The organism is Streptomyces sp. NPDC006259, from assembly GCF_042870975.1.
Taxonomy (GTDB): Bacteria; Actinomycetota; Actinomycetes; order Streptomycetales; family Streptomycetaceae; genus Streptomyces.
In genome coordinates this window covers 201,277-222,634 of sequence record NZ_JBIAHY010000008.1, presented here as the reverse complement: position 1 = coordinate 222,634, position 21,358 = coordinate 201,277, and the positions used below count along the sequence as shown (strand labels likewise).

Genomic DNA, 21,358 nt, shown 5'->3' with positions numbered 1-21,358 from the left:
CGGGGCCGGCGACGGAGGGCACACTGGCCCCATGAGACTCTTCGCCGCCGTGCTGCCCCCGCAGGAGGTGACCGGCGAACTCGCCACCGAGGTCGCCGCGTTGAGGGAGCTGCCCGGCGCGGACCGGCTGCGCTGGACCGACCGCCCGGGCTGGCACCTCACGCTCGCCTTCTACGGCGAGGTGGCCGAGGAGGCCGTACCGGAGCTGTCGGCACGGCTGGAGCGGGCCGCGCGGCGCACGGCCCCCTTCACGCTGGCCCTGCGCGGCGGCGGGCAGTTCGGGCACGGCCGGGCCCTGTGGACCGGGACGGCGGGCGGGACGGCGACGCTGCGGCTGCTGGCCGACCGGGCGGAGGCGGCGGGCCGCAAGGCGGGCCTGGACCTCGGGGAGCACCGCCGCTACCGGGCCCACCTGACGGTGGCCCGCAGCCGCGACGCCGTCGACGCCCGGCCGTACGTCGACTCGCTGCACGCCTTCGCCGGCCGGGAGTGGACCGTACGGGAGCTGCTGCTCGTGCGCAGCGACCTGCCGAGGTCCGGGGTGCCGGGGGAGCGGCCGCGCTACCAGCCGGTCGGCCGCTGGGCGCTCGGCGGGGCCGGTTAGGCTCGAAGGGTGGACCCGAAGACCCGGAACCGGATCATGGCCGGTGCGCTCGTACTGATGTTCGCTCTGGTCGCGGTGGCGGCGGCGATCGGAAGGTGACCGACCGCCGCACACCGCTGGCGTACGCCCCGCCGCAGGCTACCCGCTACCAGGCGAAGGCCTCCGGGGACGGGCCCGGACCGGGGAACACCTCGTCCAGGCCCGCCAGCAGCTCCTCGCCCAGCTCCAGCTCGACCGCGCGCACGGCGGACGCGAGCTGCTCGGCCGTGCGCGGGCCGACGATCGGCCCGGTCACGCCGGGCCGGGTGAGCAGCCAGGCCAGCGCGACCTCGCCGGGCTCCAGACCGTGCTTCTCCAGCAGGTCCTCGTACGCCTGGATCTGCGCGCGCGAGCCGGCGTCCGCGAGGGTGTCGGCGGCCCGGCCGCTCGCCCGGCGCCCGCCCTCGACCTCCTTCTTGATGACCCCGCCCAGCAGCCCGCCGTGCAGCGGCGACCAGGGGATCACCCCGAGGCCGTACTCCTGCGCGGCCGGGATGACCTCCATCTCGGCGCGCCGCTCGGCCAGGTTGTAGAGGCACTGCTCGCTGACGAGGCCGATGGTGCCGCCGCGCCGGGCGGCGATCTCGTTGGCCTGGGCGATCTTGTAGCCGGGGAAGTTGCTGGACCCGACGTAGAGGATCTTGCCCTGCTGCACGAGGACGTCGACGGCCTGCCAGATCTCCTCGAAGGGAGTGTTCCGGTCGACGTGGTGGAACTGGTAGACGTCGATGTGGTCGGTCCGGAGCCGCTTCAGCGACGCGTCCACCGCCCGCCGGATGTTCAGCGCGGAGAGCTTGTCGTGGTTGGGCCACACGTCGCCGCCGGCGGCCATGTCGCCGTACACCTTGGTGGCGAGCACGACCTTGTCGCGCCGCTCGCCGCCCTGCGCGAACCAGTTCCCGATGATCTCCTCGGTACGGCCCTTGTTCTCACCCCAGCCGTACACGTTCGCGGTGTCGAAGAAGTTGATCCCCGCGTCCAGTGCCGCGTCCATGATGGTGTGGCTGGTGGCTTCGTCTGTCTGCGGTCCGAAGTTCATGGTCCCGAGGACCAGTCGGCTGACCTTGAGTCCGGTGCGTCCCAGCTGCGTGTACTTCATGAAGCACAAGCCAACGGCTTCGAGTGCGCTCGATGCAAGGGCGGGCGGTCAGTTTTGTCCCTCATCGCCGATCCCTACCTGGGCAGGTGCACCGTCTACACCCAGCCCAAGGACGGCGGCTACCAGTGCGAGCTACGGGTCGACTACGGGACTGTCTTCCAGGATGGTCATCTGGCGCTCCTCCACGGCTGCCCCCACGCACGGGTGCGGCCGCGTAGGACCACGATACGCACCGTGACCAGGACACACGGCGGCGCGCATGTGCCAGAAGGCGGGCGCCGGCTTCAGGCCCGGTAAGTCCCGCCCAGCCCCCACCCCTGGTGCAGCGCCTCGGCGAAGGCGCCGGCCAGTCGGTGTTCGCCGTGCGCGTTGGGATGGGTGCCGTCATAGGTGTGGGCGTCGATGTCCCAGGCCGGCGGGGTCGAGGCCAGGAGGATGGGGGAGGCCGGTTCGTCCAGGTCGGCGACGGTCTTCGCCAGGAGTTCGTTGAAGTGGGCGACCTGGGCGCCGAACGGCTCGTCGGTCGCGGCGCGGATGTTGGGGATCACCGGCAGGAGGACCATGCCGATCCGGGGGTTCGCCGTCCGCGCCTGTGCCACGAAGCCGCGGACGTTCTCCGCCGTCTGTTCGGCGTTGGTGTAGAAGCCGAGGTCTATCAGGCCGAGGGAGACGAGCAGGATGTCCGCCCGGCAGCCGCGGACCGCGTCGCCGACGAGCGGTGCCATGTGCAGCCAGCCCTCGCCCCAGCCGGCCAGGTGGTGCCGGGGGAAGTCGGGATCGGCGTAGGCGTACGAGGTGGGGGCGTCCGCCGCCTTGTCGTACATGGTCTCGCGGGGGCCGACGAGCGTGACCGGGCCGCCGTACGTCGCGCACAGGTGCCGCCACACGCGGTGGCGCCAGGTGTGCTCGCCCGCGCTGCCGATCGTCATCGAATCGCCGACGGGCATGATCCTGAGCATCCGCTCATCATGAGGGATGGGAGTGGCGCGTGGGATGTGAGTCGGACCACCAGCCCGGAACAGGCGGGCGGGATGGCAGGCTTGGGGCCATGTGCCGACCGTTCGCCCTGCTTGCCGGGGCCCTGCTCGTGGGTGCGCTCGCCGCGCCGGCCTCCGCCGCCGACGGCGACAAGAGCTTCACGATCGAGGACCCGAGGATCACCGAGTCGAGCGGTCTGGCCGCCTCCCGGCTGCACCCCGGCGTCTACTGGACGCACAACGACAGCGACGACGGCCCCTACCTCTACGCCGTCGACGGCTCCACGGGGAAGACGGTGGCCCGCCTCACCCTCACCGGCATCGGCACCCCGCGCGACGTCGAGGCGATCTCCGTCGGCCCCGGCAACCGCCTCTACGTCGGCGACATCGGCGACAACCTCGGCGGCACCTGGCCGTACGTGTGGATCTACGAGCTGCCCGAGCCGAAGGTGCTGAAGGACGCGACCGTGCGCGCCACGCAGTACGTCGTGACGTACTCCGACGGCGCCCGGGACGCCGAGTCGCTGCTTGTCCACCCGAGGACGGGGCGCGTGTACATCGTCGACAAGAAGGAGGACGGCGGCCACCTGTACGAGGGTCCGGCCAAGCTCTCCGCCACCGGGAAGAACGTCTTCCGGCCCGTCGCGCCCATCGACCTGTGGGCCACCGACGCCGCCCTCTCCGCGGACGGCCGACGGCTCGCCGTACGGGGCTACTTCGGCGGCATCGACTACGACTGGAACGGCGGCGTCCCCAAGCGGCTCGGCCGGCTCGACGTGCCGTTGCAGCGGCAGGGCGAGTCCGTCACCTTCTCCGCCGACGGCTCGAAGCTGATGTACGGCACCGAGGGCGCCGGGAGCGAGGTGCGGGCGGAGGACGCGCCCGGCGACACGGCGTCCGACTCGCCGTCCGGGGGCGGGGGTTCGGCCGCCTCGGGCGCGGACGAGGGCGGTGGTGCCGGGGCGGGCGGGAGCGTGAAGGCGGGCGCGGTCGCGGTGGTGCTCGTCTGCCTCGCCCTGTTCGGCTTCGGCCGGCTGCGGCGTCGACGCTGAGGCGGCCGCGGCGGTCGAAGTGCACCAGGTGACGTCAGCCATCTTGACGTGTCCATGTGATCCCTCTTTCCATGGAGGTGCGGAAGTGGGAGCGCTCCCACTTGTTCCGGTCCGCGCCCCCGAGAGGAAGCAGCGACATGTTCCGCACCTTGCGCAGAGCGCTGTGCGCGGCCGCCGCCGCACTCCTGCTACCGCTGATCCCCCTGGCCACGGCCCCGTCGGCGCACGCCGCGGAGGCCGGAGGAGCCGGGTACTGGCACACCAGCGGCCGGCAGATCCTGGACGCGTCCGGGCAGCCCGTCCGCGTCGCCGGCATCAACTGGTTCGGCTTCGAGACCTCCAACAACGTCGTCCACGGCCTCTGGTCCCGCGACTACAAGAGCATGATCGACCAGATCAGGTCGACCGGATACAACACCCTCCGGATCCCCTTCAGCGACGACATCCTCAAGCCCGGCGCCCTTCCCGCCAGTATCGACTTCTCCGCCGGCAAGAACGCCGACCTGCAAGGACTCACCTCCCTCCAGGTCCTGGACAAGATCGTCGGATACGCCGGCCAGGACGGCATCAAGGTCATCCTCGACCGGCACCGCCCGGACGGGGCCGGCCAGTCGGCGCTCTGGTACACCTCGGCGGTCCCGGAGTCGACGTGGATCGCCAACCTCAAGTCCCTGGCGAGCCGATACGCCGGCAACCCCACCGTCGTGGGCATCGACCTGCACAACGAGCCGCACGATCCCGCCTGCTGGGGCTGCGGCGACACCACGAAGGACTGGCGGCTCGCCGCACAGCGCGCCGGGAACGCCGTCCTGTCCGTCAACCCGAACCTGCTGATCTTCGTGGAGGGCGTGCAGACCTTCAACGGGGTCTCCGGCTGGTGGGGCGGCAACCTGATGGGCGTCGCCCAGTACCCCGTGCAGCTCGACGTGCCGAACCGGGTCGTCTACTCCGCCCACGACTACGCGACCAGCGTGGCCCAGCAGAGCTGGTTCAGCGACCCGGCCTTCCCGGCGAACATGCCGGGCATCTGGGACAAGTACTGGGGCTACATCTTCAAGCAGAACATCGCCCCCGTGTGGGTGGGCGAGTTCGGCACCACCCTCCAGTCGACGGTGGACCAGAAGTGGCTGTCGGCGTTGGTGAGCTATCTGCGGCCGACGTCGACGTACGGCGCGGACTCCTTCCACTGGACGTTCTGGTCCTGGAACCCCAACTCCGGTGACACCGGCGGGATCCTGAAGGACGACTGGCAGACCATCGACACGGTCAAGGACGGCTACCTGACGAGCGTCAAGGCGCCGGGCTTCCCGGCCGGGGGCGGCGGTCCGGGCGACCCGGGCGACCCGGGCGGGGGCACGGCCGCCTGCACCGCCGCGTACACGGTGAGCAGCGACTGGGGCGGCGGTTTCAACGCCGACGTCAAGGTCACCAACACCGGGTCCACGGCGATCGGTTCCTGGAAGGTGACGTGGACCTGGCCCGGTGCGCAGAAGGTCACCAGCATGTGGAACGCGTCGTACGCCCAGAGCGGCTCGACGGTCACCGCCACGAACGCCGCCCACAACGGAAGCCTCCCGGCCGGCGGTTCGGCGAGCTTCGGCTTCGGCGGGACGCCCGGGGGCGGGGGTGTGCCGACGGTGAGCTGCACGGCGGCGTGAGCCGTGCGGCCGTAGGCGGGGGTGTCCGGGGGTGGCCGGGCACCCCTCCCGGCCGCCGGGCCGCGCCGGTCAGACCGTGGTCCTGAACAGGTGGACGGCGATCCACCCGCCCGCCACGGTGCACAGGCCCGTGACGCTCCAGCCGACCACGCCCATCGGGTTGAGCCCGAGCTGGTTGTAGGCGACCGCCAGATACGGCACGGCCAGCACGAGCCAGCCGGCCAGCAGCGGGTACAGCCACAGCCCGAACAGGGCCAGCCAGGCGGTCGCCGCCAGGGCCCACCCGAGGATCAGCCACCCCGCGAGCGCCCACTCCGAGGAGGTCAGATAGCTCTCGACGTGTCCCCCGACGACCATCCGCACCACCTCGCCGTGCCACAGACGCAGCTCCGCCCGGTCGCCCCGGTCCGCCCCGTCGTAGGTGTTCTTGCCGACGGCCAGGGACTGCGCGCGCCCGCCGAACCGGACCCTCACGCTGTAGTGGGTGGTGCACGAACTGAGCCCGTGGCTGTCCGTGGTGCACGACTCGCTGGTGCCCTTGCCCGTGACCTCGCCCGCGGTCCGGGCGACGCAGTCCTTGGCCGACTCCCACGGTGTGCCGACGGGGCACGCGGGGGCGTTCTTGTAGGCCACGACGGCCGGATGGCGAAGCTCGGCCCTCTCCACGCAGAGGACGAGCCCGGCCACCGCGACCAGCAACATCAACACCCGCAGGAATATGACGAGACCGGTGTCGCGCCGTCTGAAGTGTCCTTTGCCCCGATACAACACGCTGGACGCCTCCCCCTGACGCTCCGGACAGCCCGCTTGCCCGACCGGACCAGCGTCCGTCGGCCCGCCGAGGGAATCAATGCCCCGGTGGGGTGAGGCAGTTGCGGACGTACGCCCGCACCACGTCGTCGCGGGTCCGCCAGGCCGGCGGCGCGGGCGGGGACGGGGTCTGCCAGCAGGGTTCGTCGTGGGGGAAGGGCGGGTACCGGCCGGTGGCGCGGGAGCGCCTGGACCAGCGGCGCCAGCGCGCGTCGCGGGGATCCGGGAGCCGCCATACGTAGGGGTCGGGTGCCCGCACCTCGCGGGTGAGGTCCGCCATCGGCGGAGCGTGGCGCGCGGGCCGGGCGACGAGGCGGACGAGCGCGTCATAGAGCGACCGGAACACGGGACCTCCCCGCAGCGTCCGCCCCCACCGGTAGCAACCGGGCCCACACGCACTTCGCGTACGGCTCCTGCCGGCACCCCCAGGCATCGGCCAGCGCCGCGACCAGCGCGAGTCCGCGTCCGCGTTCCTCGTCCGGGCCGGAGTGGTGCAGCCGGGGGAGCCGGTCGCGGTCGGGGTCGGAGACCTCCAGGACCACCTCGGCCCCGAGAAGGGTGAGCGTGACCTGGACCTGTGCGTCGGAGACCCGGCAGTGGGTCACGGCGTTGGTGACGAGTTCGTTGGCCAGGAGGACGACGGAGTCGGCGAGTTGGGCGGTGACACCCCAGCCTGCGAGGGCTTCGCGTACGCGCTGGCGGGCGTGGGGGACGTGCCGTCTGTGCTTGGGGATGCGGAAGGTTTCGGTGGGGGGCATGGGGTGCCGTACCTCCTGACGTGTCGTCAAGACGCGGAACTGAAATCACTGGACTTTCATGAGGCTAGGAGCGCAGAAGGGGTGAGGGCAACTAGTTCAGGTGCATACATGCAATTGGATATATGTTCGGTTGCGTCATGCTCTACGCTTTGGCTGCGACAGAGAGGGGGTCAGGGATGCCCGTGGGTGGACGACCGACCGTGCGCAGCAGGCGACTTGGGGCTGCGCTCAAGGCGTATCGGCTGGCGGCGAAGATGGACCAGGTCCAGGCCGCCGAGGTGATCGCGGCGCACCAGACCAGGGTCAGTCGCATAGAGACCGGGCATGTCTCCGCGCGGCCCCTCGAAATCCGGGCCATGCTCGATGCGTACGGGATCCGCGACCCGGAAATCCGGCAGAAGCTGGAGGAGTTGGCCCGCCAGTCGAAGCGTCGGGGTTGGTGGCTGGAGCACGCGGCACACCTGCGGCCGGACTACCTCGACCACATCGCGTTGGAGGACGACGCGACGTACATCCGCGAGTGGCAGCCGGTCATGGTCCCGGGGCTCCTACAGACTCCGTCCTTTGCGGAGGCGGTCATCGCCGGCGGTCCTCAGTACATCGATTCAGAGCGGGTCGCCCAACTGGTGAAGGTGCGCGTGGGGCGGCAGGCGAAGATCGAGGAGGGTGGAGCGTCGTACACGGCCATTCTCTGGGAAGCGGTCATCGCGCATCCGCTGGTGAACGTCGATATCCACCGGGAGCAGCTATCCGCGATTCTTGAGATCGGGAAGCGGAAGAACGTCACTGTGCAGGTGCTGCCGTTCAGCGCGGGCTTCTTGGCCGGCTACTCCTCCGCCTTCTATTCCTTCAGCTTCGACGAGGAGCCGACGGTCGAGGCGGTCGCCATGGACAACCTGAGAGGCACATCGGTCCTCGAAGGCGCCGAGGACCTTGCCACTTACGCCAATGCATACGACCTACTACGATCGTCGGCGTTGGCGCCGGACGCGAGCGCGAAGCTCATCCGGGGCGTACTGCGGAGCTTGAAGGAAGATCCATTGTGACCGAGGTTGTAAGCCCCTTCCGGAAGTCGTCGTACTCGGGGCAGGAAAACGCTTGCGTCGAGGTGGCTGCCACAATCGACGACGGCCGGGCCGTCCGTGACAGCAAGCGGCAGGGCGGTCCGCTGATCGCTGTGTCCGGTCAGAGCTGGCAGGCGTTTCTGCGGCAGTTCGCGTAAGGAGACTGACCTTGACCGAGGTTGTGGGCAGCTTCCGCAAGTCGTCGTACTCCGGACAGCAGGGCGACTGTGTCGAGGTGGCCGCCACAACCGCCGACGACCGTGCCGTCCGTGACAGCAAGCGGCAGGACGGTCCGCTGATCGCCGTGTCCGGTCGGAGCTGGCAGGCGTTCCTGCGGCAGTTCGCGTAGGGGGCCTTCGGAGCAGGACGTGCGAAGGGCGCCCGGTGCGGCTTGCACCGGGCGCCCTTGCCTGTCGTGCGGGTCGTGTCGGGGCGTACTACAGCTGCTCGATCACGTAGTCGACGCAGTTCGTGAGGGCTTCGACGTCCGCCGGGTCGATCGCCGGGAACATGGCGACGCGGAGCTGGTTGCGGCCGAGCTTGCGGTACGGCTCGGTGTCGACGATGCCGTTGGCGCGCAGGACCTTGGCGACGGCCGCCGCGTCCACCTCGTCGGTGAAGTCGATCGTGCCGATGACCTGAGAGCGCTTGGCGGGGTCCGACACGAACGGGGCCGCGTGCTTGGACTCCTCGGCCCAGCCGTACAGGCGGGTCGACGAGTCCTTGGTGCGGGCGGTCGACCAGTCGAGGCCGCCCTGGCCGTTGATCCACTCCAGCTGCTGGTTGAGCAGGAAGAGGGTGGACAGGGCCGGGGTGTTGTACGTCTGGTCCTTGCGGGAGTTGTCGATCGCCGTCGGGAGCGAGAAGAACTCCGGGACGTGGCGGCCGGACGCGTGGACGCGCTCGGCGCGCTCGATCGCGGCCGGGGAGAACACGCCGATCCACAGGCCGCCGTCGGAGGCGAAGGACTTCTGCGGGGCGAAGTAGTAGACGTCCGTCTCGGCGATGTCCACCGGCAGGCCACCCGCGCCCGACGTGGCGTCGACCAGGACCAGCGCGCCCTCGTCGGCACCCTCGACCCGCTTGATCGGGGCCGCGACACCGGTCGAGGTCTCGTTGTGCGTGAAGGCGTACACGTCGACGCCCGCCTCGGCCCGCGGGTCGGGGTGGGTGCCGGGGTCGGAGGAGATGACCGTCGGCTCGGCCAGCCACGGCGCCAGCTTCGCGGCCTTGGCGAACTTGGAGCTGAACTCGCCGAAGGTGAGGTGCTGCGACTTGTTCTCGATCAGACCGTGGGTCGCGATGTCCCAGAACGCGGTGGAGCCGCCGTTGCCGAGGACCACCTCGTAGCCCTCGGGGAGCTGGAACAGCTGGGAGATGCCCTCGCGCACCTGGCCGACCAGGTTCTTGACCGGGGCCTGGCGGTGGGAGGTGCCGAGGAGCGACGTGCCGGTGGCGGCCAGGGCGTCCAGCGCCTCCACCCGCACCTTGGAGGGGCCAGCGCCGAATCGACCGTCGGCGGGCTTGATGTCAGCAGGAATCCGGATCTCAGCCACGGGGCGAGCGTATCCGGTGGGGAAACGTGGTCGAAACGTGGTCCGTCCGGTGAGACGCCGGTCGGGCGGGGCGGACGCGGCGGGCGGGGAGGGGCGGGCGTCCTCTGACGATCGGCCGTACGAGCTGGTTTGCTTGACCCATGTCGGATCTCGAGGCCGAGCTGCGCAGGGCCGTCCGCGGTGACGTCCGGTTCGATGCCGGCTCGCGGGCCCTGGTCACCATGGACGCGTCCAACTACCGGCGGGTCCCCGTCGGGGTCGTCGCCCCCCGGGACGCCGACGACGTGGCCGCCGTACTGGAGGTGTGCCGGGCGCACGGGGTGCCCGTCGTGCCGCGCGGCGGGGGCACGTCGATCGCGGGGCAGGCCACCGGTACGGGGATCGTGCTGGACTTCACCCGCTATCTGAACCGGCTGGTCGCGCTGGACGCCGGGGCCCGGACGGCCGTCGTGCAGCCGGGGCTGGTGCTGGACCGGCTCCAGGAGGCCGCCGCCCCGCACGGGCTCCGTTTCGGACCCGATCCGTCCACGCACAGCCGCTGCACGCTCGGCGGGATGATCGCCAACAACTCGTGCGGTGCGCATTCGGTCGCCTGGGGGACGACGGCGGACAGCGTGCGTGGTCTTGACGTCGTCACCGCGCGCGGGGAGCGGCTGCGGCTCGGACCGGGGTGGGCCGGGGCCCCGGACGGCCTGCGGGCGCTCGTCGAGGGGGAGCTGGCGCGGCTGCGCACCGGGTTCCCCGAGCTGCCCCGCCGCATCTCCGGATACGCGCTGGACGCGCTGCTGCCGGAGAAGGGCGCCGACGTCGCCCGGTCCTTCTGCGGCTCCGAGGGCACCCTGGGCGTGCTCACCGAGGCGGTGGTCGCTCTGGTGGAGGCGCCACGCGCGCGGGCGCTCGCGGTGCTCGGGTACGCCGACGAGGCCGCCGCGGCCGAAGCGGCGGCCGGGCTGCTGCCGTTGCGGCCGCTGGCGGTCGAGGGCATGGCCGCCGACCTGGTGCCCTCGGCGGTGGGGCTGCCGCGCGGCGGGGCGTGGCTGTTCGTGGAGACGGGCGGGGACTCGGCCGGTGAGGCACGCGCGCGTGCGGAGACCATCGTGCGGGCCGCCGACGTCGTGGACGCGGCCGTGGTCACGGACGCCGCCGGGCAGCGCGCCCTGTGGCGGATCCGGGAGGACGCCAGCGGTACGGCCACCCGGATGCCGGACGGCACGGAGGCCTGGCCCGGCTGGGAGGACTGCGCGGTGCCGCCGGCCCGGCTCGGCCCGTATCTGCGGGACTTCCGCGCCCTGCTGGCCGCGCACGGCCTGCGCGGCACCCCGTACGGGCACTTCGGGGACGGCTGCGTCCACGTGCGCATCGACTTCGACCTGCTCACCGGGGCGGGCGTCGGCCGGTTCCGCCGCTTCTCGGAGGAGCTGGCCGACCTGGTCGTGGCGCACGGCGGCTCCCTGTCCGGGGAGCACGGCGACGGGCGGGCGCGCGCCGAACTGCTGCCGCGCATGTACGGCGAGGAGATGGTCGCCCTCTTCGAACGGGCGAAGGGCGTCTGGGACCCCGACGACCTCCTCAACCCGGGGACGCTGGTGCGCCCCGCCGCCCTCGACTCCGGCCTGCGCTTCGCCGTCCTGCCCCGTGAACCCGTCGACGTGGCCTTCGGCTACCCCGGCGACGGCGGCGACTTCACCGCCGCCGTCCGCCGCTGCGTCGGCGTCGCCGCATGCCGTACGGCGACGGCGTCCGGGCCCGCCGTGATGTGCCCCTCCTACCGGGCCACGGGCGAGGAACGGCACTCCACGCGCGGGCGTGCCCGCCTGCTGCACGAGATGCTCGCCGGCGAGGTGGTCACCGACGGCTGGCGGTCGGAGGAGGTGCGGGAGGCGCTCGACCTCTGCCTGTCCTGCAAGGGCTGCCGCTCGGACTGCCCGGTCGGGGTCGACATGGCCACGTACAAGGCGGAGTTCCTCCACCACCACTACGCGGGCCGTCGCCGGCCGGCCGGCCACTACAGCATGGGGCGCCTGCCGGTGTGGCTGCGGTGGGTGAGCCGTGTGCGCGCCGCGGCGCTGGTGAACGCGTCGGCCCGGGTGGGGCCGTTGGCGTACGTCGGGAAGCGGCTGGGCGGGATCGCCGTGGAGAGGGACGTTCCGCGGCTGGCCCGGCGGACGTTCACCCGGTGGTGGCGGGGGAGGGGGCCCGTCGGCGGCTCCGGCCCTCTCGTCGTGCTGTGGCCGGACACCTTCACCGAACACCTCTCGCCCTCGGTCGGGCGGGCGGCCGTCCGGGTCCTGGAGGCGGCCGGGCTGCGGGTGGCGCTGCCGCCGAACCTGCGGATGCGGGGGCGGCCGGTCGGGGACGGGCGGTCGAGGAGCGCGGCGGCCCTGCTGACGGCACGGCGCGAGCGGGTCTGCTGCGGGCTCACGTACGTCTCCACCGGGCAGCTCGACCACGCGCGCGTGGTGCTGCGGCGCACCCTCGACCTGATGGGGCCGGTGCTGGAGACGGACGCGCCGGTCGTCGTCCTGGAGCCGAGCTGCGCGGCCGCCCTGCGCGGCGACCTGCCCGAGCTGCTGCACGACGATCCGCGAGCGGCCCGCCTCGCCGACCGGGTCCTCACCTTCGCGGAGGTCCTGGAGCGCCACGCCCCCGACTGGCGGCCGCCCCGCCTGGACCGCCCCGTGGTCGGCCAGACCCACTGCCACCAGCACGCGGTCCTGGGCGACACGGCCGACCGCCGCCTGCGCGAGGCCGCCGGGCTCGACGGTGAGCTGAGCGGCGGCTGCTGCGGACTCGCCGGTGACTTCGGCTTCGGGAAGGACCACTTCGAGGTGTCGCGGGCCTGCGCGGAGGAGACGCTCCTGCCGTCCGTGCGGAACGCGGGCGCCGACGCGGTGGTCCTCGCCGACGGTTTCTCCTGCCGGACCCAGCTCGAACAACTGGCGGGCGTGCGGGGTCGGCATCTCGCGGAGGTGCTGGCGGAGGGGCTCACGGAGAGCCTCATGGACGGGTCGGCCGGGGGGTCGGGGGGCGAGGGCGGGCCACGGGATGCGGGTCGCTGAGGCATCACACCGCCTCGGCTCGCGGAGGTGCCGGGGGACGGGCTCATGGACGGGTCGGCCGGGGGTTCGGGGGTCGGCGGCGGGTCACGGGATCCGGGTCTCCGGGACACCGACGCGGCGCGCGCGCGTGAGGACACGCAGGCACTTCAGGCATCGGTCCCCGGCACGGGCGCGGCCGACTCCTACGCTGGCCGGAAAGCCAGCCGAAGGAGCCTCGCGCATGAGCCTGCGTGTCCAGCCGATCAGCCGTGACGAGCACCGGGCGTTCGTCGCGGGCCGCCCCTCCGTCAGCCATACGCAGATTCCCGCGTGGGGGGACGTGAAGCCGGACTGGCGGGCGGACAGCCTCGGCTGGTTCGACGAGCGGGGGGCGCTCGTGGGGGCCGGGCTGGTGCTGCTGCGGCCGCTGCCGAAACTGAAGAGGTACCTGGCGTATCTGCCCGAGGGGCCGGTGATCGACTGGTTCGCGGCGGACCTGGCCGAACGCTGGCTGGAGCCGATGCTCGCCCACCTCAGGGCGCGGGGCGCGTTCTCGGTGAAGATGGGGCCGCCCGTCGTCGTGCGCCGCTGGAGCGCCGACGCCGTGAAGGCCGCGATCGCCGATCCCGGCGCCCGGCGGCTGCGGGACGCGGAGCCCACCTCCGTCGAAGCGCGCGCCCTGGACGTCGCCGCACGGCTGCGCGGCGCGGGCTGGCGCCAGACGGAGCCGGGCGGCGAGGACGGCTTCGCGGCCGGACAGCCCCGCTACGTCTTCCAGGTCCCGTACGCCGGACGGTCGCTGGAGGAGATCCGGGGCGGTCTCAACCAGCAGTGGCGGCGCAACATCAAGAAGGCGGAGAAGGCGGGCGTCAAGGTCGTCCGCGGCGACCAGGAGGACCTGGCGGCCTTCTACGGCCTGTACACCGAGACGGCCGAACGGGACCGCTTCATCCCGCGCCCGCTGGCCTACTTCCGCCGCATGTGGACCGCGCTCAACGCCGAACGACCCGACCGGATGCGGCTCTACCTCGCCCATCACGACGGCGAGATCCTCGCCGCGGCCACCATGATCACCGTCGGCGAGCACGTCTGGTACTCCTACGGCGCCTCCACGGTCCGCAGACGGGAGGTGCAGCCCAACAACGCCCTCCAGTGGCGCATGATGTGCGACGCCCACGAACTCGGCGCCGCCGTCTACGACCTGCGCGGCATCACCGACACCCTGGAGGAGGCGAACCACCTCCTCGGCCTCCTCCGCTTCAAGGCGGGCACGGGCGGCCAGGCGGTGGAGTACCTCGGGGAGTGGGATTTCCCGCTGAACCGGCTGCTCCACCGGGCGCTGGACCTGTACATGGCGCGTCGCTGAGGCACACGGGCACGGTGCAGCGCCGGAGACAGTGGCGAATTCACTTCACACCCCTGACGTAGTCCATTACCCTGGACTGCGCAGTACATCGTGATGGACGCCATGGTCTTCTGGCGCCGAGCCCACCGAACCCTCCGAACCTTGGGACCGCCCGTGAGCACCCGCGACACCGCCGCGCCGAGCCGGAAGCCCGCCGCCCCGGCCACACCGACCGGCCCGGCCCCCGCGCCCGGCCGGTGGGCCGCCCTCGGCCCGGTCGGGCTGGTGCTCGCCGGCGGAGTGTCCGTCCAGTTCGGCGGCGCCCTCGCGGTGACCCTGATGCCGCGGGCCGGCGCGCTGGGCGTGGTGGCGTTGCGGCTGCTGGTCGCGGCCGTCGTCCTGCTGGCCGTCTGCCGGCCGAGGCTGCGCGGGCACTCCCGCGCCGACTGGGGCACGGTCGTCGTCTTCGGCGTCACCATGGCCGCGATGAACGGCCTCTTCTACCAGTCCGTCGACCGCATCCCCCTGGGCACCGCGGTCACCCTGGAGGTCCTCGGCCCACTCGCCCTCTCGGTCGTGGTCTCGCGGCGCGCCCTGAACCTCGTCTGGGCCGGGCTCGCGCTCGCCGGTGTCTTCCTGCTCGGCGGCGGGGTCCGCGACCTCGACCCGCTGGGCGCCGCTTTCGCGCTGTCGGCGGGCGTGATGTGGGCGGCGTACATCGTCTTCAGCGGTCGTACCGGCCGCCGCTTCCCGCAGGCGGACGGGCTCGCGCTGGCGATGGCGGTGGGCGCGGTGGTGTTCCTGCCCCTGGGCGTCGTCGAGTCGGGCACGAAGCTGCTCGACCCGGTGACGCTCGGCCTGGGCGCGGCAGTGGCCGTCCTGTCCTCCGTCCTGCCCTACACCCTCGAACTCCTCGCGCTGCGCCGCATGCCCGCCTCCACCTTCGCGATCATGATGAGCCTGGAGCCCGCCCTCGCGGCGACGGCCGGCTTCCTGATCCTCGACCAGGCCCTGTCCGCCATGGAGGCGGCAGCGATCGCCCTGGTCATCGCGGCGAGCATGGGCGCGGTGCGGACGCAGGTGGGGCGGCGGCCGGCCGCGGTCCCGGAGGCCTGACGGCCCCCGCGGGGTGCCTGGAGGCTCCTCGGCGGGAGGACGGCGAGCGGGCGGCCGGGTCCGTCCTGCGGGGTGGGCCGGGGCCGGCGGGCTGCTCCGGGGCCGGCGGGCTGCTCCGGGGGTGCGGGCGGCCGGGTCCGTCCCTGCGGGCCGGGGCCGGCAGGGCTCCTCCCAGGGCGGCGGTGCGGGCGGCCGGGGTCCGTCCAGCAAATCATGCAAGCATGCTTGCTTGTTTCTGGGTGCGCTGCCATGCTCCTCCCCATGGCCGACCCGACGCCCGTGCTCGACGACCTGCGTGCCGAAAGCGACGACCTCGACCGGCTGGTGGCCGGGGCGGGTCCCGACCGCTGGTCGCGGCCGACCCCCGCCCCCGGCTGGACCGTCGCCCACCAGATCGCGCACCTCGCCTGGACCGACCACTCCGCCCTCCTCGCCGTCACGGACGAGGACGGATTCCGCACCCTGGTCGAACACGCCCTCGCCGCCCCAGACTCCTTCGTCGACCAGGGCGCCGAGGAGGCCGCCGGACTCCCGCCCGCCGCACTGCTGACCCGCTGGCGGGAAGGCCGCGCCGCCCTCGACGAGGCGCTGCGCACGGCCCCGGCCGGCGCCCGCTTCCCCTGGTACGGCCCCCCGATGGCGGCCGCCTCCCTCGCCACCGCACGCCTCATGGAGACCTGGGCCCACGGCCTGGACGTGGCCGAGGCCCTCGGCGTCACCCGCGCCCCCACCGACCGCCTGCGGCACATCGCCCGGCTCGGCGTCCGCACCCGGGACTTCTCCTTCGGCGTGCACGGGCTCCCCGCCCCCGCCGACCCCGTACGGGTGGAACTCCGCAGTCCCTCAGGCGAGGTGTGGACGTACGGACCCGAGGACGCCCCCCAGCGCGTCACCGGCCCCGCGCTCGACTTCTGCCTGCTGGTGACCCGGCGCGCCCACCGCACCGACCTCGCCCTGCGCGCCGAAGGGCCCGACGCCGACCGCTGGCTGTCCATCGCCCAGGCCTTCGCGGGGCCGCCCGGCACCGGCCGCCCGCCGAAGGGGGCCACCCCGTGACGGCCCGGCGCGCTGGACGGCCCCTGCGCGTCGGCAACGCCTCCGGCTTCTACGGCGACCGCTTCGACGCGATGCGCGAGATGCTCACCGGCGGTGAACTCGACGTCCTCACCGGCGACTACCTCGCCGAGCTGACCATGCTCATCCTCGGCCGGGACCGCCTGAAGGACCCCTCCGCCGGGTACGCCCGCACCTTCCTGCGCCAGCTGGAGGAGACCCTCGGCCTCGCCCACGAGCGCGGGGTCAGGATCGTCACCAACGCCGGCGGCCTCGACCCGGCCGGACTCGCCGACGCCGTACGGGCGCTGGCGGACCGGCTCGGCATCGCCGTACGGGTCGCGCACGTCGAGGGCGACGACCTGGGGCCCCGGTATCCCGACAGCCTCACCGCGCACGCCTACCTCGGCGGCTTCGGCATCGCCGCCTGCCTGCGGGCGGGCGCGGACGTCGTGGTGACCGGGCGGGTGACGGACGCGGCCCTGGTCACCGGGCCCGCCGCCGCCCACTTCGACTGGGCCCCCACCGACCACGACCGGCTCGCGGGGGCCGTCGTCGCCGGGCACGTCCTGGAGTGCGGGACGCAGGCCACCGGCGGCAACTACGCCTTCTTCCGCGAGGGCCACCGCGACGCCCGCAGACCCGGATTCCCGCTCGCCGAGCTGCACGCCGACGGCAGCAGCGTCATCACCAAGCATCCGGGCACGGGCGGCTTCGTCGACGTCGGCACGGTCACCGCCCAACTGCTGTACGAGACGGGCGGCGCCCGGTACGCCGGACCGGACGTCACCGCCCGGCTGGACACCGTACGGCTCACCCAGGACGGCCCCGACCGCGTCCGGATCGACGGCGTGCGCGGGGAGGCGCCGCCGCCGGACCTCAAGGTGGGCCGCACACGGATCGGCGGGTTCCGCAACGAGGTGGTCTTCGTGCTGACCGGCCTGGACGTCGAGGACAAGGCGGCGCTGGTGCGCGGGCAGATGGCGATGGCCCTCGCCACCCCGGCGCCGCAAGAGGTCCGCTGGGACCTGGTCCGCACCGACCGGCCCGACGCGAGCACGCAGGAGACGGCGAGCGCGCTGCTGCGCCTCGTCGTCCGCGACCCGGACCGGGCCGTGGTGGGACGGGCCCTGAGCGGCGCGGCCGTCGAGCTGGCACTGGCCAGCTATCCCGGCTTCCATGTCCTCGCGCCGCCCGGCAGGGGCGCCCCCTACGGGGTGTTCGAGGCCGCGTACGTCCCGCGGGACGAGGTGGACCACGTGGCCGTCCTCGCCGACGGCCGCCGCGTCCCCGTCCCCCCGGCCACCGACACCCTGGGCCTGGCCGACGTACCGCCGCCGCCGCTGCCCGAGCCGCCGCCGGACGGGCCCGTGCGCCGGGCGCCTCTCGGGCTCGTCGCCGGCGCCCGCAGCGGCGACAAGGGCGGCGACGCCAACGTGGGCGTATGGGTGCGGTCGGAGGCGGCCTGGCGGTGGCTCGCCCACGCCCTCACCGTCGACCGGTTCCGCGAACTGATCCCGGAGAGCGGCGCGTTCCCCGTGACCCGGCACGTCCTGCCCCGGCTGCGCGCCCTGAACTTCGTCGTCGAGGGCCTCCTCGGCGCCGGTGTCGCCTCGCAGCACCGCTTCGACCCGCAGGCCAAGGCGCTCGGCGAATGGCTGCGCGCCCGCCACCTGGACATACCGGAGGACCTGCTGTGACCGTCCTGTCCTCGGCGCTGGACCCCCACGGCCCCGACCACCGGGCCCACCGCGACAGCATGCTCGCCAAGCTCGCCGACCTCGACGCCGATCACGCCAAGGCGCTGGCCGGCGGCGGCGAGAAGTACGTGGCCCGGCACCGGGCGCGCGGCAAGCTGCCGGCCCGCGAGCGCGTCGAGCTGCTCCTGGACCCCGACACGCCTTTCCTGGAACTGTCCCCGCTGGCGGCCTGGGGCAGCGAGTACGCGGTCGGCGCCTCCCTCGTCACCGGCATCGGGGTGGTCGAGGGCGTGGAGTGCCTGATCACCGCCAACGACCCCACCGTGCGCGGCGGCGCCAGCAACCCGTGGTCGCTGAGGAAGGCCCTGCGCGCCAACGACATCGCGCTCACCAACCGGCTGCCCGTGATCAGCCTGGTGGAGTCCGGCGGGGCCGACCTGCCCTCGCAGAAGGACATCTTCATCCCCGGCGGCGCGATCTTCCGCGACCTGACCCGGCTGTCCGCGGCCGGCATCCCGACCGTCGCCGTCGTCTTCGGCAACTCCACGGCCGGCGGCGCGTACGTCCCCGGCATGTCCGACCACGTGATCATGGTCAAGGAGCGGGCGAAGGTGTTCCTCGGCGGGCCGCCGCTGGTGAGGATGGCGACCGGTGAGGAGAGCGACGACGAGTCGCTGGGCGGCGCGGAGATGCACGCGCGCGTGTCCGGCCTCGCCGACCACTTCGCCGTCGACGAACCGGACGCCCTGCGCCAGGCCCGGCGGATCGTCGCCCGCCTCAACCACCGCAAGGCGTACGAGGATCCCGGACCGGCCGAGCCGCCCAGGTACGACCCCGAGGAACTCCTCGGCATCGTCCCCGGCGACCTCAAGGTGCCGTTCGACCCCCGCGAGGTGATCGCCCGCATCGTCGACGCCTCCGACTTCGACGAGTTCAAGCCGCTGTACGGGACCAGCCTGGTGACCGGCTGGGCGAGCCTGCACGGCTACCCGGTGGGCATCCTCGCCAACGCCCAGGGGGTGCTGTTCAGCGCCGAGTCGCAGAAGGCCGCGCAGTTCATCCAGCTCGCCAACCAGCGCGACATCCCGCTCGTCTTCCTGCACAACACCACCGGCTACATGGTCGGCAAGGAGTACGAGCGGGGCGGCATCGTCAAACACGGCTCGATGATGATCAACGCCGTGTCCAACTCGAAGGTCCCGCACCTGTCCGTCCTCATGGGCGCCTCCTACGGCGCCGGCCACTACGGCATGTGCGGGCGCGCCTACGACCCCCGCTTCCTGTTCGCCTGGCCCAGCGCCAAGTCGGCCGTGATGGGCCCGCAGCAGCTCGCCGGGGTGCTCTCCATCGTCGCCCGCCAGTCCGCCGCCGCCAGGGGACTGCCCTACGACGAGGAGGGCGACGCCGCCCTGCGCGCCATGGTCGAGCAGCAGATCGAGTCCGAGTCGCTGCCCATGTTCCTGTCGGGGCGGCTGTACGACGACGGTGTCATCGACCCCCGCGACACCCGCACCGTCCTCGGCCTGTGCCTGTCGGCCGTCCACACCGCCCCCTACGAGGGCGCGCGGGGCGGCTTCGGCGTCTTCCGGATGTGAGGAACCCCCAGTGATCACTTCTGTGCTCGTCGCCAACCGCGGCGAGATCGCCTGCCGCGTCTTCCGCACCTGCCGTGCGTCCGGGATCCGGACGGTCGCCGTGCACTCGGACGCCGACGAGAACGCCCTGCACGCGCGCGTGGCCGACACCGCCGTACGGCTGCCGGGCGACACGCCCGCGGAGACGTATCTGCGGGCCGACTTGATCGTGAAGGCGGCCGTCGCGGCGGGCGCCGACGCCGTCCACCCCGGCTACGGCTTCCTCTCCGAGAACGCCGGCTTCGCGCGCGCCGTCCAGGACGCCGGCCTCGTCTGGATCGGGCCGCCGCCCGAGGCGATCGAGGCGATGGCGTCCAAGACCCGCGCCAAGGCGCTCATGGGGCTCGCCCCCCTGGCCGCCGACGAGGTGACCGAGGCCGACCTGCCGGTGCTGGTGAAGGCCGCAGCGGGCGGCGGCGGACGCGGCATGCGCGTCGTACGCCGCCTGGCGGAGCTGACGCCCGCCCTGGAGGGCGCGCGCGCCGAGGCCGCGAGCGCCTTCGGCGACGGCGAGGTCTTCGTCGAGCCCTACCTGGAGAACGGCCGCCACGTCGAGGTGCAGATCCTCGCCGACACCCACGGCACGGTCTGGGCGCTCGGCACCCGCGACTGCTCCCTCCAGCGCCGCCACCAGAAGGTGATCGAGGAGGCCCCGGCCCCCGGCCTCTCCGACGAACTCGCGGGCGAACTGCGTGCGCTGGCCGTACGGGCCGCACGCGCCGTGGCCTACACCGGCGCCGGCACCGTCGAGTTCCTCGTCGCCGACGGCCGCGCCCACTTCCTGGAGATGAACACCCGCCTCCAGGTCGAACACCCCGTCACGGAGGCCGTCTTCGGCCTCGACCTGGTGGCCGAGCAGATCCGCGTCGCGGAGGGCCACGCCCTCGCCGCCGAGCCGCCTCACGCGCGCGGCCACGCCGTCGAGGCCCGGCTCTACGCCGAGGACCCGGCGGCCGACTGGACCCCGCAGACCGGCACCCTGCACCGCCTCGCCGTCCCCGACGGGGTCCGCCTCGACACCGGCTTCGGCGACGGCGACGCCATCGGCGTCCACTACGACCCGATGCTCGCCAAGGTCGTCGCCCACGCCCCCACGCGCGCGGAGGCCGTCCGCGCCCTCGCGGGCGCGCTGGAGAGGGCGACCGTCCACGGCCCGGTCACCAACCGCGACCTGCTCGTCGCCTCCCTGCGGCACGAGGAGTTCACCTCCGCCCGCATGGACACCGGCTTCTACGACCGCCACCTCACGACCCTCACCACGCCGACCCCCGACCCGTACGCCCCGCTGGCGGCCGCCCTCGCCGAGGCGCCCGGCCGCTCCCGCTTCGGCGGCTGGCGCAACCTGCCCTCCCAGCCGCAGATCCGGCGCTACCGCATGGCGGGCGAGGAGCACGAGGCCCGCTACCACCACACCCGGACCGGCCTCGCGGCGGACGGCGTGCACGTCGTCCACGCCGACGCCTCCCTCGTCGTCCTGGAGGTGGACGGCGTACGGCGCAGGTTCCGGGTGGCCCGGTACGGCGACCGCGTCCACGTGAACGCCACCGCCCTCACCGCCCTGCCCCGCTTCCCCGAGCCCGAGGACCAGCGCGCGCCCGGCTCCCTGCTGGCCCCGATGCCCGGCACGATCGTCAGGATCGCGGACGGTCTCGTCACCGGATCGAGTGTCCGGGCGGGTGAACCGATCGTGTGGCTCGAAGCGATGAAGATGCAACACGTCATCTCGGCGCCGACGGCGGGGACGCTGACGGCGCTGCCGGTGACGACGGGACAGCAGGTGGAGGTCAACGCACTACTGGCCGTGGTGCAAGCCTCCTAGGGGTGTCGGGAACCGCACGGCCAGCCACGGACGAGC

19 protein-coding genes are annotated in these 21,358 nt (G+C 73.1%); 13 read left to right on the top strand and 6 right to left on the bottom strand.

Annotated elements, in window-relative coordinates; genetic code table 11:
- Window positions 1-31 precede the first annotated feature (31 nt).
- The gene (thpR, locus tag ACFYO5_RS30770) at window positions 32-604 is read left to right on the top strand and encodes an RNA 2',3'-cyclic phosphodiesterase (protein ID WP_388714954.1); all 573 of its coding nucleotides are present in this window, start codon (window positions 32-34) and stop codon (window positions 602-604) included.
- Between the two features lie 145 nt (window positions 605-749).
- Here thpR and ACFYO5_RS30765 read toward each other — a convergent pair whose 3' ends face one another.
- Together ACFYO5_RS30765 and ACFYO5_RS30760 are read right to left on the bottom strand one after the other, a co-directional pair.
- Window positions 750-1,742: an aldo/keto reductase gene (locus ACFYO5_RS30765; RefSeq protein ID WP_388714951.1), complete on the bottom strand. Its 993-nt coding sequence runs from the start codon at window positions 1,740-1,742 to the stop codon at window positions 750-752.
- Window positions 1,743-2,026: 284 nt separating this feature from the next.
- Window positions 2,027-2,701 (bottom strand): GDSL-type esterase/lipase family protein, encoded by a 675-nt coding sequence (locus tag ACFYO5_RS30760; RefSeq protein WP_388714948.1) that lies wholly within the window; start codon window positions 2,699-2,701, stop codon window positions 2,027-2,029.
- An 89-nt stretch (window positions 2,702-2,790) separates the two neighbouring features.
- On the opposite strand from ACFYO5_RS30760, the gene ACFYO5_RS30755 reads away from it, so the two are divergent.
- Both ACFYO5_RS30755 and ACFYO5_RS30750 read left to right on the top strand, forming a co-directional pair.
- The gene (locus ACFYO5_RS30755) at window positions 2,791-3,771 is read left to right on the top strand and encodes a WD40 repeat domain-containing protein (protein ID WP_388714946.1); all 981 of its coding nucleotides are present in this window, start codon (window positions 2,791-2,793) and stop codon (window positions 3,769-3,771) included.
- A gap of 137 nt (window positions 3,772-3,908) precedes the next feature.
- Window positions 3,909-5,429 (top strand): cellulase family glycosylhydrolase, encoded by a 1,521-nt coding sequence (locus ACFYO5_RS30750; RefSeq protein ID WP_388714943.1) that lies wholly within the window; start codon window positions 3,909-3,911, stop codon window positions 5,427-5,429.
- Window positions 5,430-5,498: 69 nt separating this feature from the next.
- On the opposite strand, the gene ACFYO5_RS30745 is transcribed toward ACFYO5_RS30750, so the two are convergent.
- The 3 genes from ACFYO5_RS30745 to ACFYO5_RS30735 all read right to left on the bottom strand — a co-directional run bounded on the left by ACFYO5_RS30745 (window position 5,499) and on the right by ACFYO5_RS30735 (window position 6,997).
- Window positions 5,499-6,137 carry a hypothetical protein gene (locus tag ACFYO5_RS30745; RefSeq protein ID WP_388714940.1) on the bottom strand — a complete coding sequence of 213 codons (639 nt, stop codon included), beginning with the start codon at window positions 6,135-6,137 and terminating at the stop codon, window positions 5,499-5,501.
- 139 nt (window positions 6,138-6,276) lie between these two features.
- Window positions 6,277-6,519, bottom strand: coding sequence for a hypothetical protein (locus ACFYO5_RS30740; protein WP_388714938.1), 243 nt, complete (start codon window positions 6,517-6,519; stop codon window positions 6,277-6,279).
- A gap of 46 nt (window positions 6,520-6,565) precedes the next feature.
- Window positions 6,566-6,997 (bottom strand): ATP-binding protein, encoded by a 432-nt coding sequence (locus ACFYO5_RS30735; RefSeq protein ID WP_388714935.1) that lies wholly within the window; start codon window positions 6,995-6,997, stop codon window positions 6,566-6,568.
- 176 nt (window positions 6,998-7,173) lie between these two features.
- Here ACFYO5_RS30735 and ACFYO5_RS30730 point away from each other — a divergent pair, with 176 nt between their 5' ends.
- The 3 genes from ACFYO5_RS30730 to ACFYO5_RS30720 are packed head-to-tail and all read left to right on the top strand — an operon-like array spanning window position 7,174 to window position 8,410.
- Complete coding sequence (locus ACFYO5_RS30730) at window positions 7,174-8,043, top strand: helix-turn-helix transcriptional regulator (protein ID WP_388715312.1); 870 nt, start codon at window positions 7,174-7,176, stop codon at window positions 8,041-8,043.
- Entirely contained in the window at window positions 8,040-8,219 is a 180-nt protein-coding gene (locus tag ACFYO5_RS30725; protein WP_388714932.1) for a DUF397 domain-containing protein, read from the top strand. The genes ACFYO5_RS30730 and ACFYO5_RS30725 overlap by 4 nt, the downstream gene beginning before the upstream one ends.
- 11 nt (window positions 8,220-8,230) lie before the next feature.
- Window positions 8,231-8,410 (top strand): DUF397 domain-containing protein, encoded by a 180-nt coding sequence (locus ACFYO5_RS30720; protein WP_388714929.1) that lies wholly within the window; start codon window positions 8,231-8,233, stop codon window positions 8,408-8,410.
- Window positions 8,411-8,498: 88 nt separating this feature from the next.
- Here the strand turns inward: ACFYO5_RS30720 and serC are convergent, their stop codons facing one another.
- On the bottom strand, window positions 8,499-9,617 hold the full coding sequence (gene serC, locus ACFYO5_RS30715; protein ID WP_388714926.1) for a phosphoserine transaminase: 1,119 nt from the start codon (window positions 9,615-9,617) through the stop codon (window positions 8,499-8,501).
- Between the two features lie 140 nt (window positions 9,618-9,757).
- Between serC and ACFYO5_RS30710 the strand changes: the two genes are divergently transcribed.
- The 7 genes from ACFYO5_RS30710 (at window position 9,758) to ACFYO5_RS30680 (ending at window position 21,322) form a co-directional block, all read left to right on the top strand.
- Window positions 9,758-12,676, top strand: coding sequence for an FAD-binding and (Fe-S)-binding domain-containing protein (locus tag ACFYO5_RS30710; protein ID WP_388714923.1), 2,919 nt, complete (start codon window positions 9,758-9,760; stop codon window positions 12,674-12,676).
- Between the two features lie 220 nt (window positions 12,677-12,896).
- Window positions 12,897-14,021: a lipid II:glycine glycyltransferase FemX gene (locus tag ACFYO5_RS30705; RefSeq protein WP_388714920.1), complete on the top strand. Its 1,125-nt coding sequence runs from the start codon at window positions 12,897-12,899 to the stop codon at window positions 14,019-14,021.
- A 153-nt stretch (window positions 14,022-14,174) separates the two neighbouring features.
- Window positions 14,175-15,116 (top strand): DMT family transporter, encoded by a 942-nt coding sequence (locus ACFYO5_RS30700; RefSeq protein ID WP_388714917.1) that lies wholly within the window; start codon window positions 14,175-14,177, stop codon window positions 15,114-15,116.
- 261 nt (window positions 15,117-15,377) lie between these two features.
- A complete protein-coding gene (locus ACFYO5_RS30695) occupies window positions 15,378-16,172 on the top strand; it encodes a TIGR03084 family metal-binding protein (RefSeq protein WP_388714915.1) in 795 nt (264 codons plus the stop codon).
- The gene (locus ACFYO5_RS30690) at window positions 16,169-17,869 is read left to right on the top strand and encodes an acyclic terpene utilization AtuA family protein (RefSeq protein ID WP_388714912.1); all 1,701 of its coding nucleotides are present in this window, start codon (window positions 16,169-16,171) and stop codon (window positions 17,867-17,869) included. The genes ACFYO5_RS30695 and ACFYO5_RS30690 overlap by 4 nt, the downstream gene beginning before the upstream one ends.
- On the top strand, window positions 17,866-19,464 hold the full coding sequence (locus tag ACFYO5_RS30685; protein WP_388714909.1) for an acyl-CoA carboxylase subunit beta: 1,599 nt from the start codon (window positions 17,866-17,868) through the stop codon (window positions 19,462-19,464). The genes ACFYO5_RS30690 and ACFYO5_RS30685 overlap by 4 nt, the downstream gene beginning before the upstream one ends.
- A 10-nt stretch (window positions 19,465-19,474) precedes the next feature.
- Window positions 19,475-21,322, top strand: a complete 1,848-nt coding sequence (locus ACFYO5_RS30680) for a biotin carboxylase N-terminal domain-containing protein (protein ID WP_388714906.1) — start codon at window positions 19,475-19,477, stop codon at window positions 21,320-21,322.
- Window positions 21,323-21,358 lie beyond the last annotated feature (36 nt).

Excerpts from the sequence above, each read along its gene's own strand:
- thpR (WP_388714954.1), top strand. The coding sequence starts at position 32 with ATGAGACTCTTCGCCGCCGTGCTGCCCCCGCAGGAGGTGACCGGCGAA.
- ACFYO5_RS30765 (WP_388714951.1), bottom strand. The coding sequence starts at position 1,742 with ATGAAGTACACGCAGCTGGGACGCACCGGACTCAAGGTCAGCCGACTG.
- ACFYO5_RS30760 (WP_388714948.1), bottom strand. The coding sequence starts at position 2,701 with ATGCTCAGGATCATGCCCGTCGGCGATTCGATGACGATCGGCAGCGCG.
- ACFYO5_RS30755 (WP_388714946.1), top strand. The coding sequence starts at position 2,791 with ATGTGCCGACCGTTCGCCCTGCTTGCCGGGGCCCTGCTCGTGGGTGCG.
- ACFYO5_RS30750 (WP_388714943.1), top strand. The coding sequence starts at position 3,909 with ATGTTCCGCACCTTGCGCAGAGCGCTGTGCGCGGCCGCCGCCGCACTC.
- ACFYO5_RS30740 (WP_388714938.1), bottom strand. The coding sequence starts at position 6,519 with ATGGCGGACCTCACCCGCGAGGTGCGGGCACCCGACCCCTACGTATGG.
- ACFYO5_RS30735 (WP_388714935.1), bottom strand. The coding sequence starts at position 6,997 with ATGCCCCCCACCGAAACCTTCCGCATCCCCAAGCACAGACGGCACGTC.
- ACFYO5_RS30730 (WP_388715312.1), top strand. The coding sequence starts at position 7,174 with ATGCCCGTGGGTGGACGACCGACCGTGCGCAGCAGGCGACTTGGGGCT.
- ACFYO5_RS30710 (WP_388714923.1), top strand. The coding sequence starts at position 9,758 with ATGTCGGATCTCGAGGCCGAGCTGCGCAGGGCCGTCCGCGGTGACGTC.
- ACFYO5_RS30705 (WP_388714920.1), top strand. The coding sequence starts at position 12,897 with ATGAGCCTGCGTGTCCAGCCGATCAGCCGTGACGAGCACCGGGCGTTC.
- ACFYO5_RS30695 (WP_388714915.1), top strand. The coding sequence starts at position 15,378 with ATGGCCGACCCGACGCCCGTGCTCGACGACCTGCGTGCCGAAAGCGAC.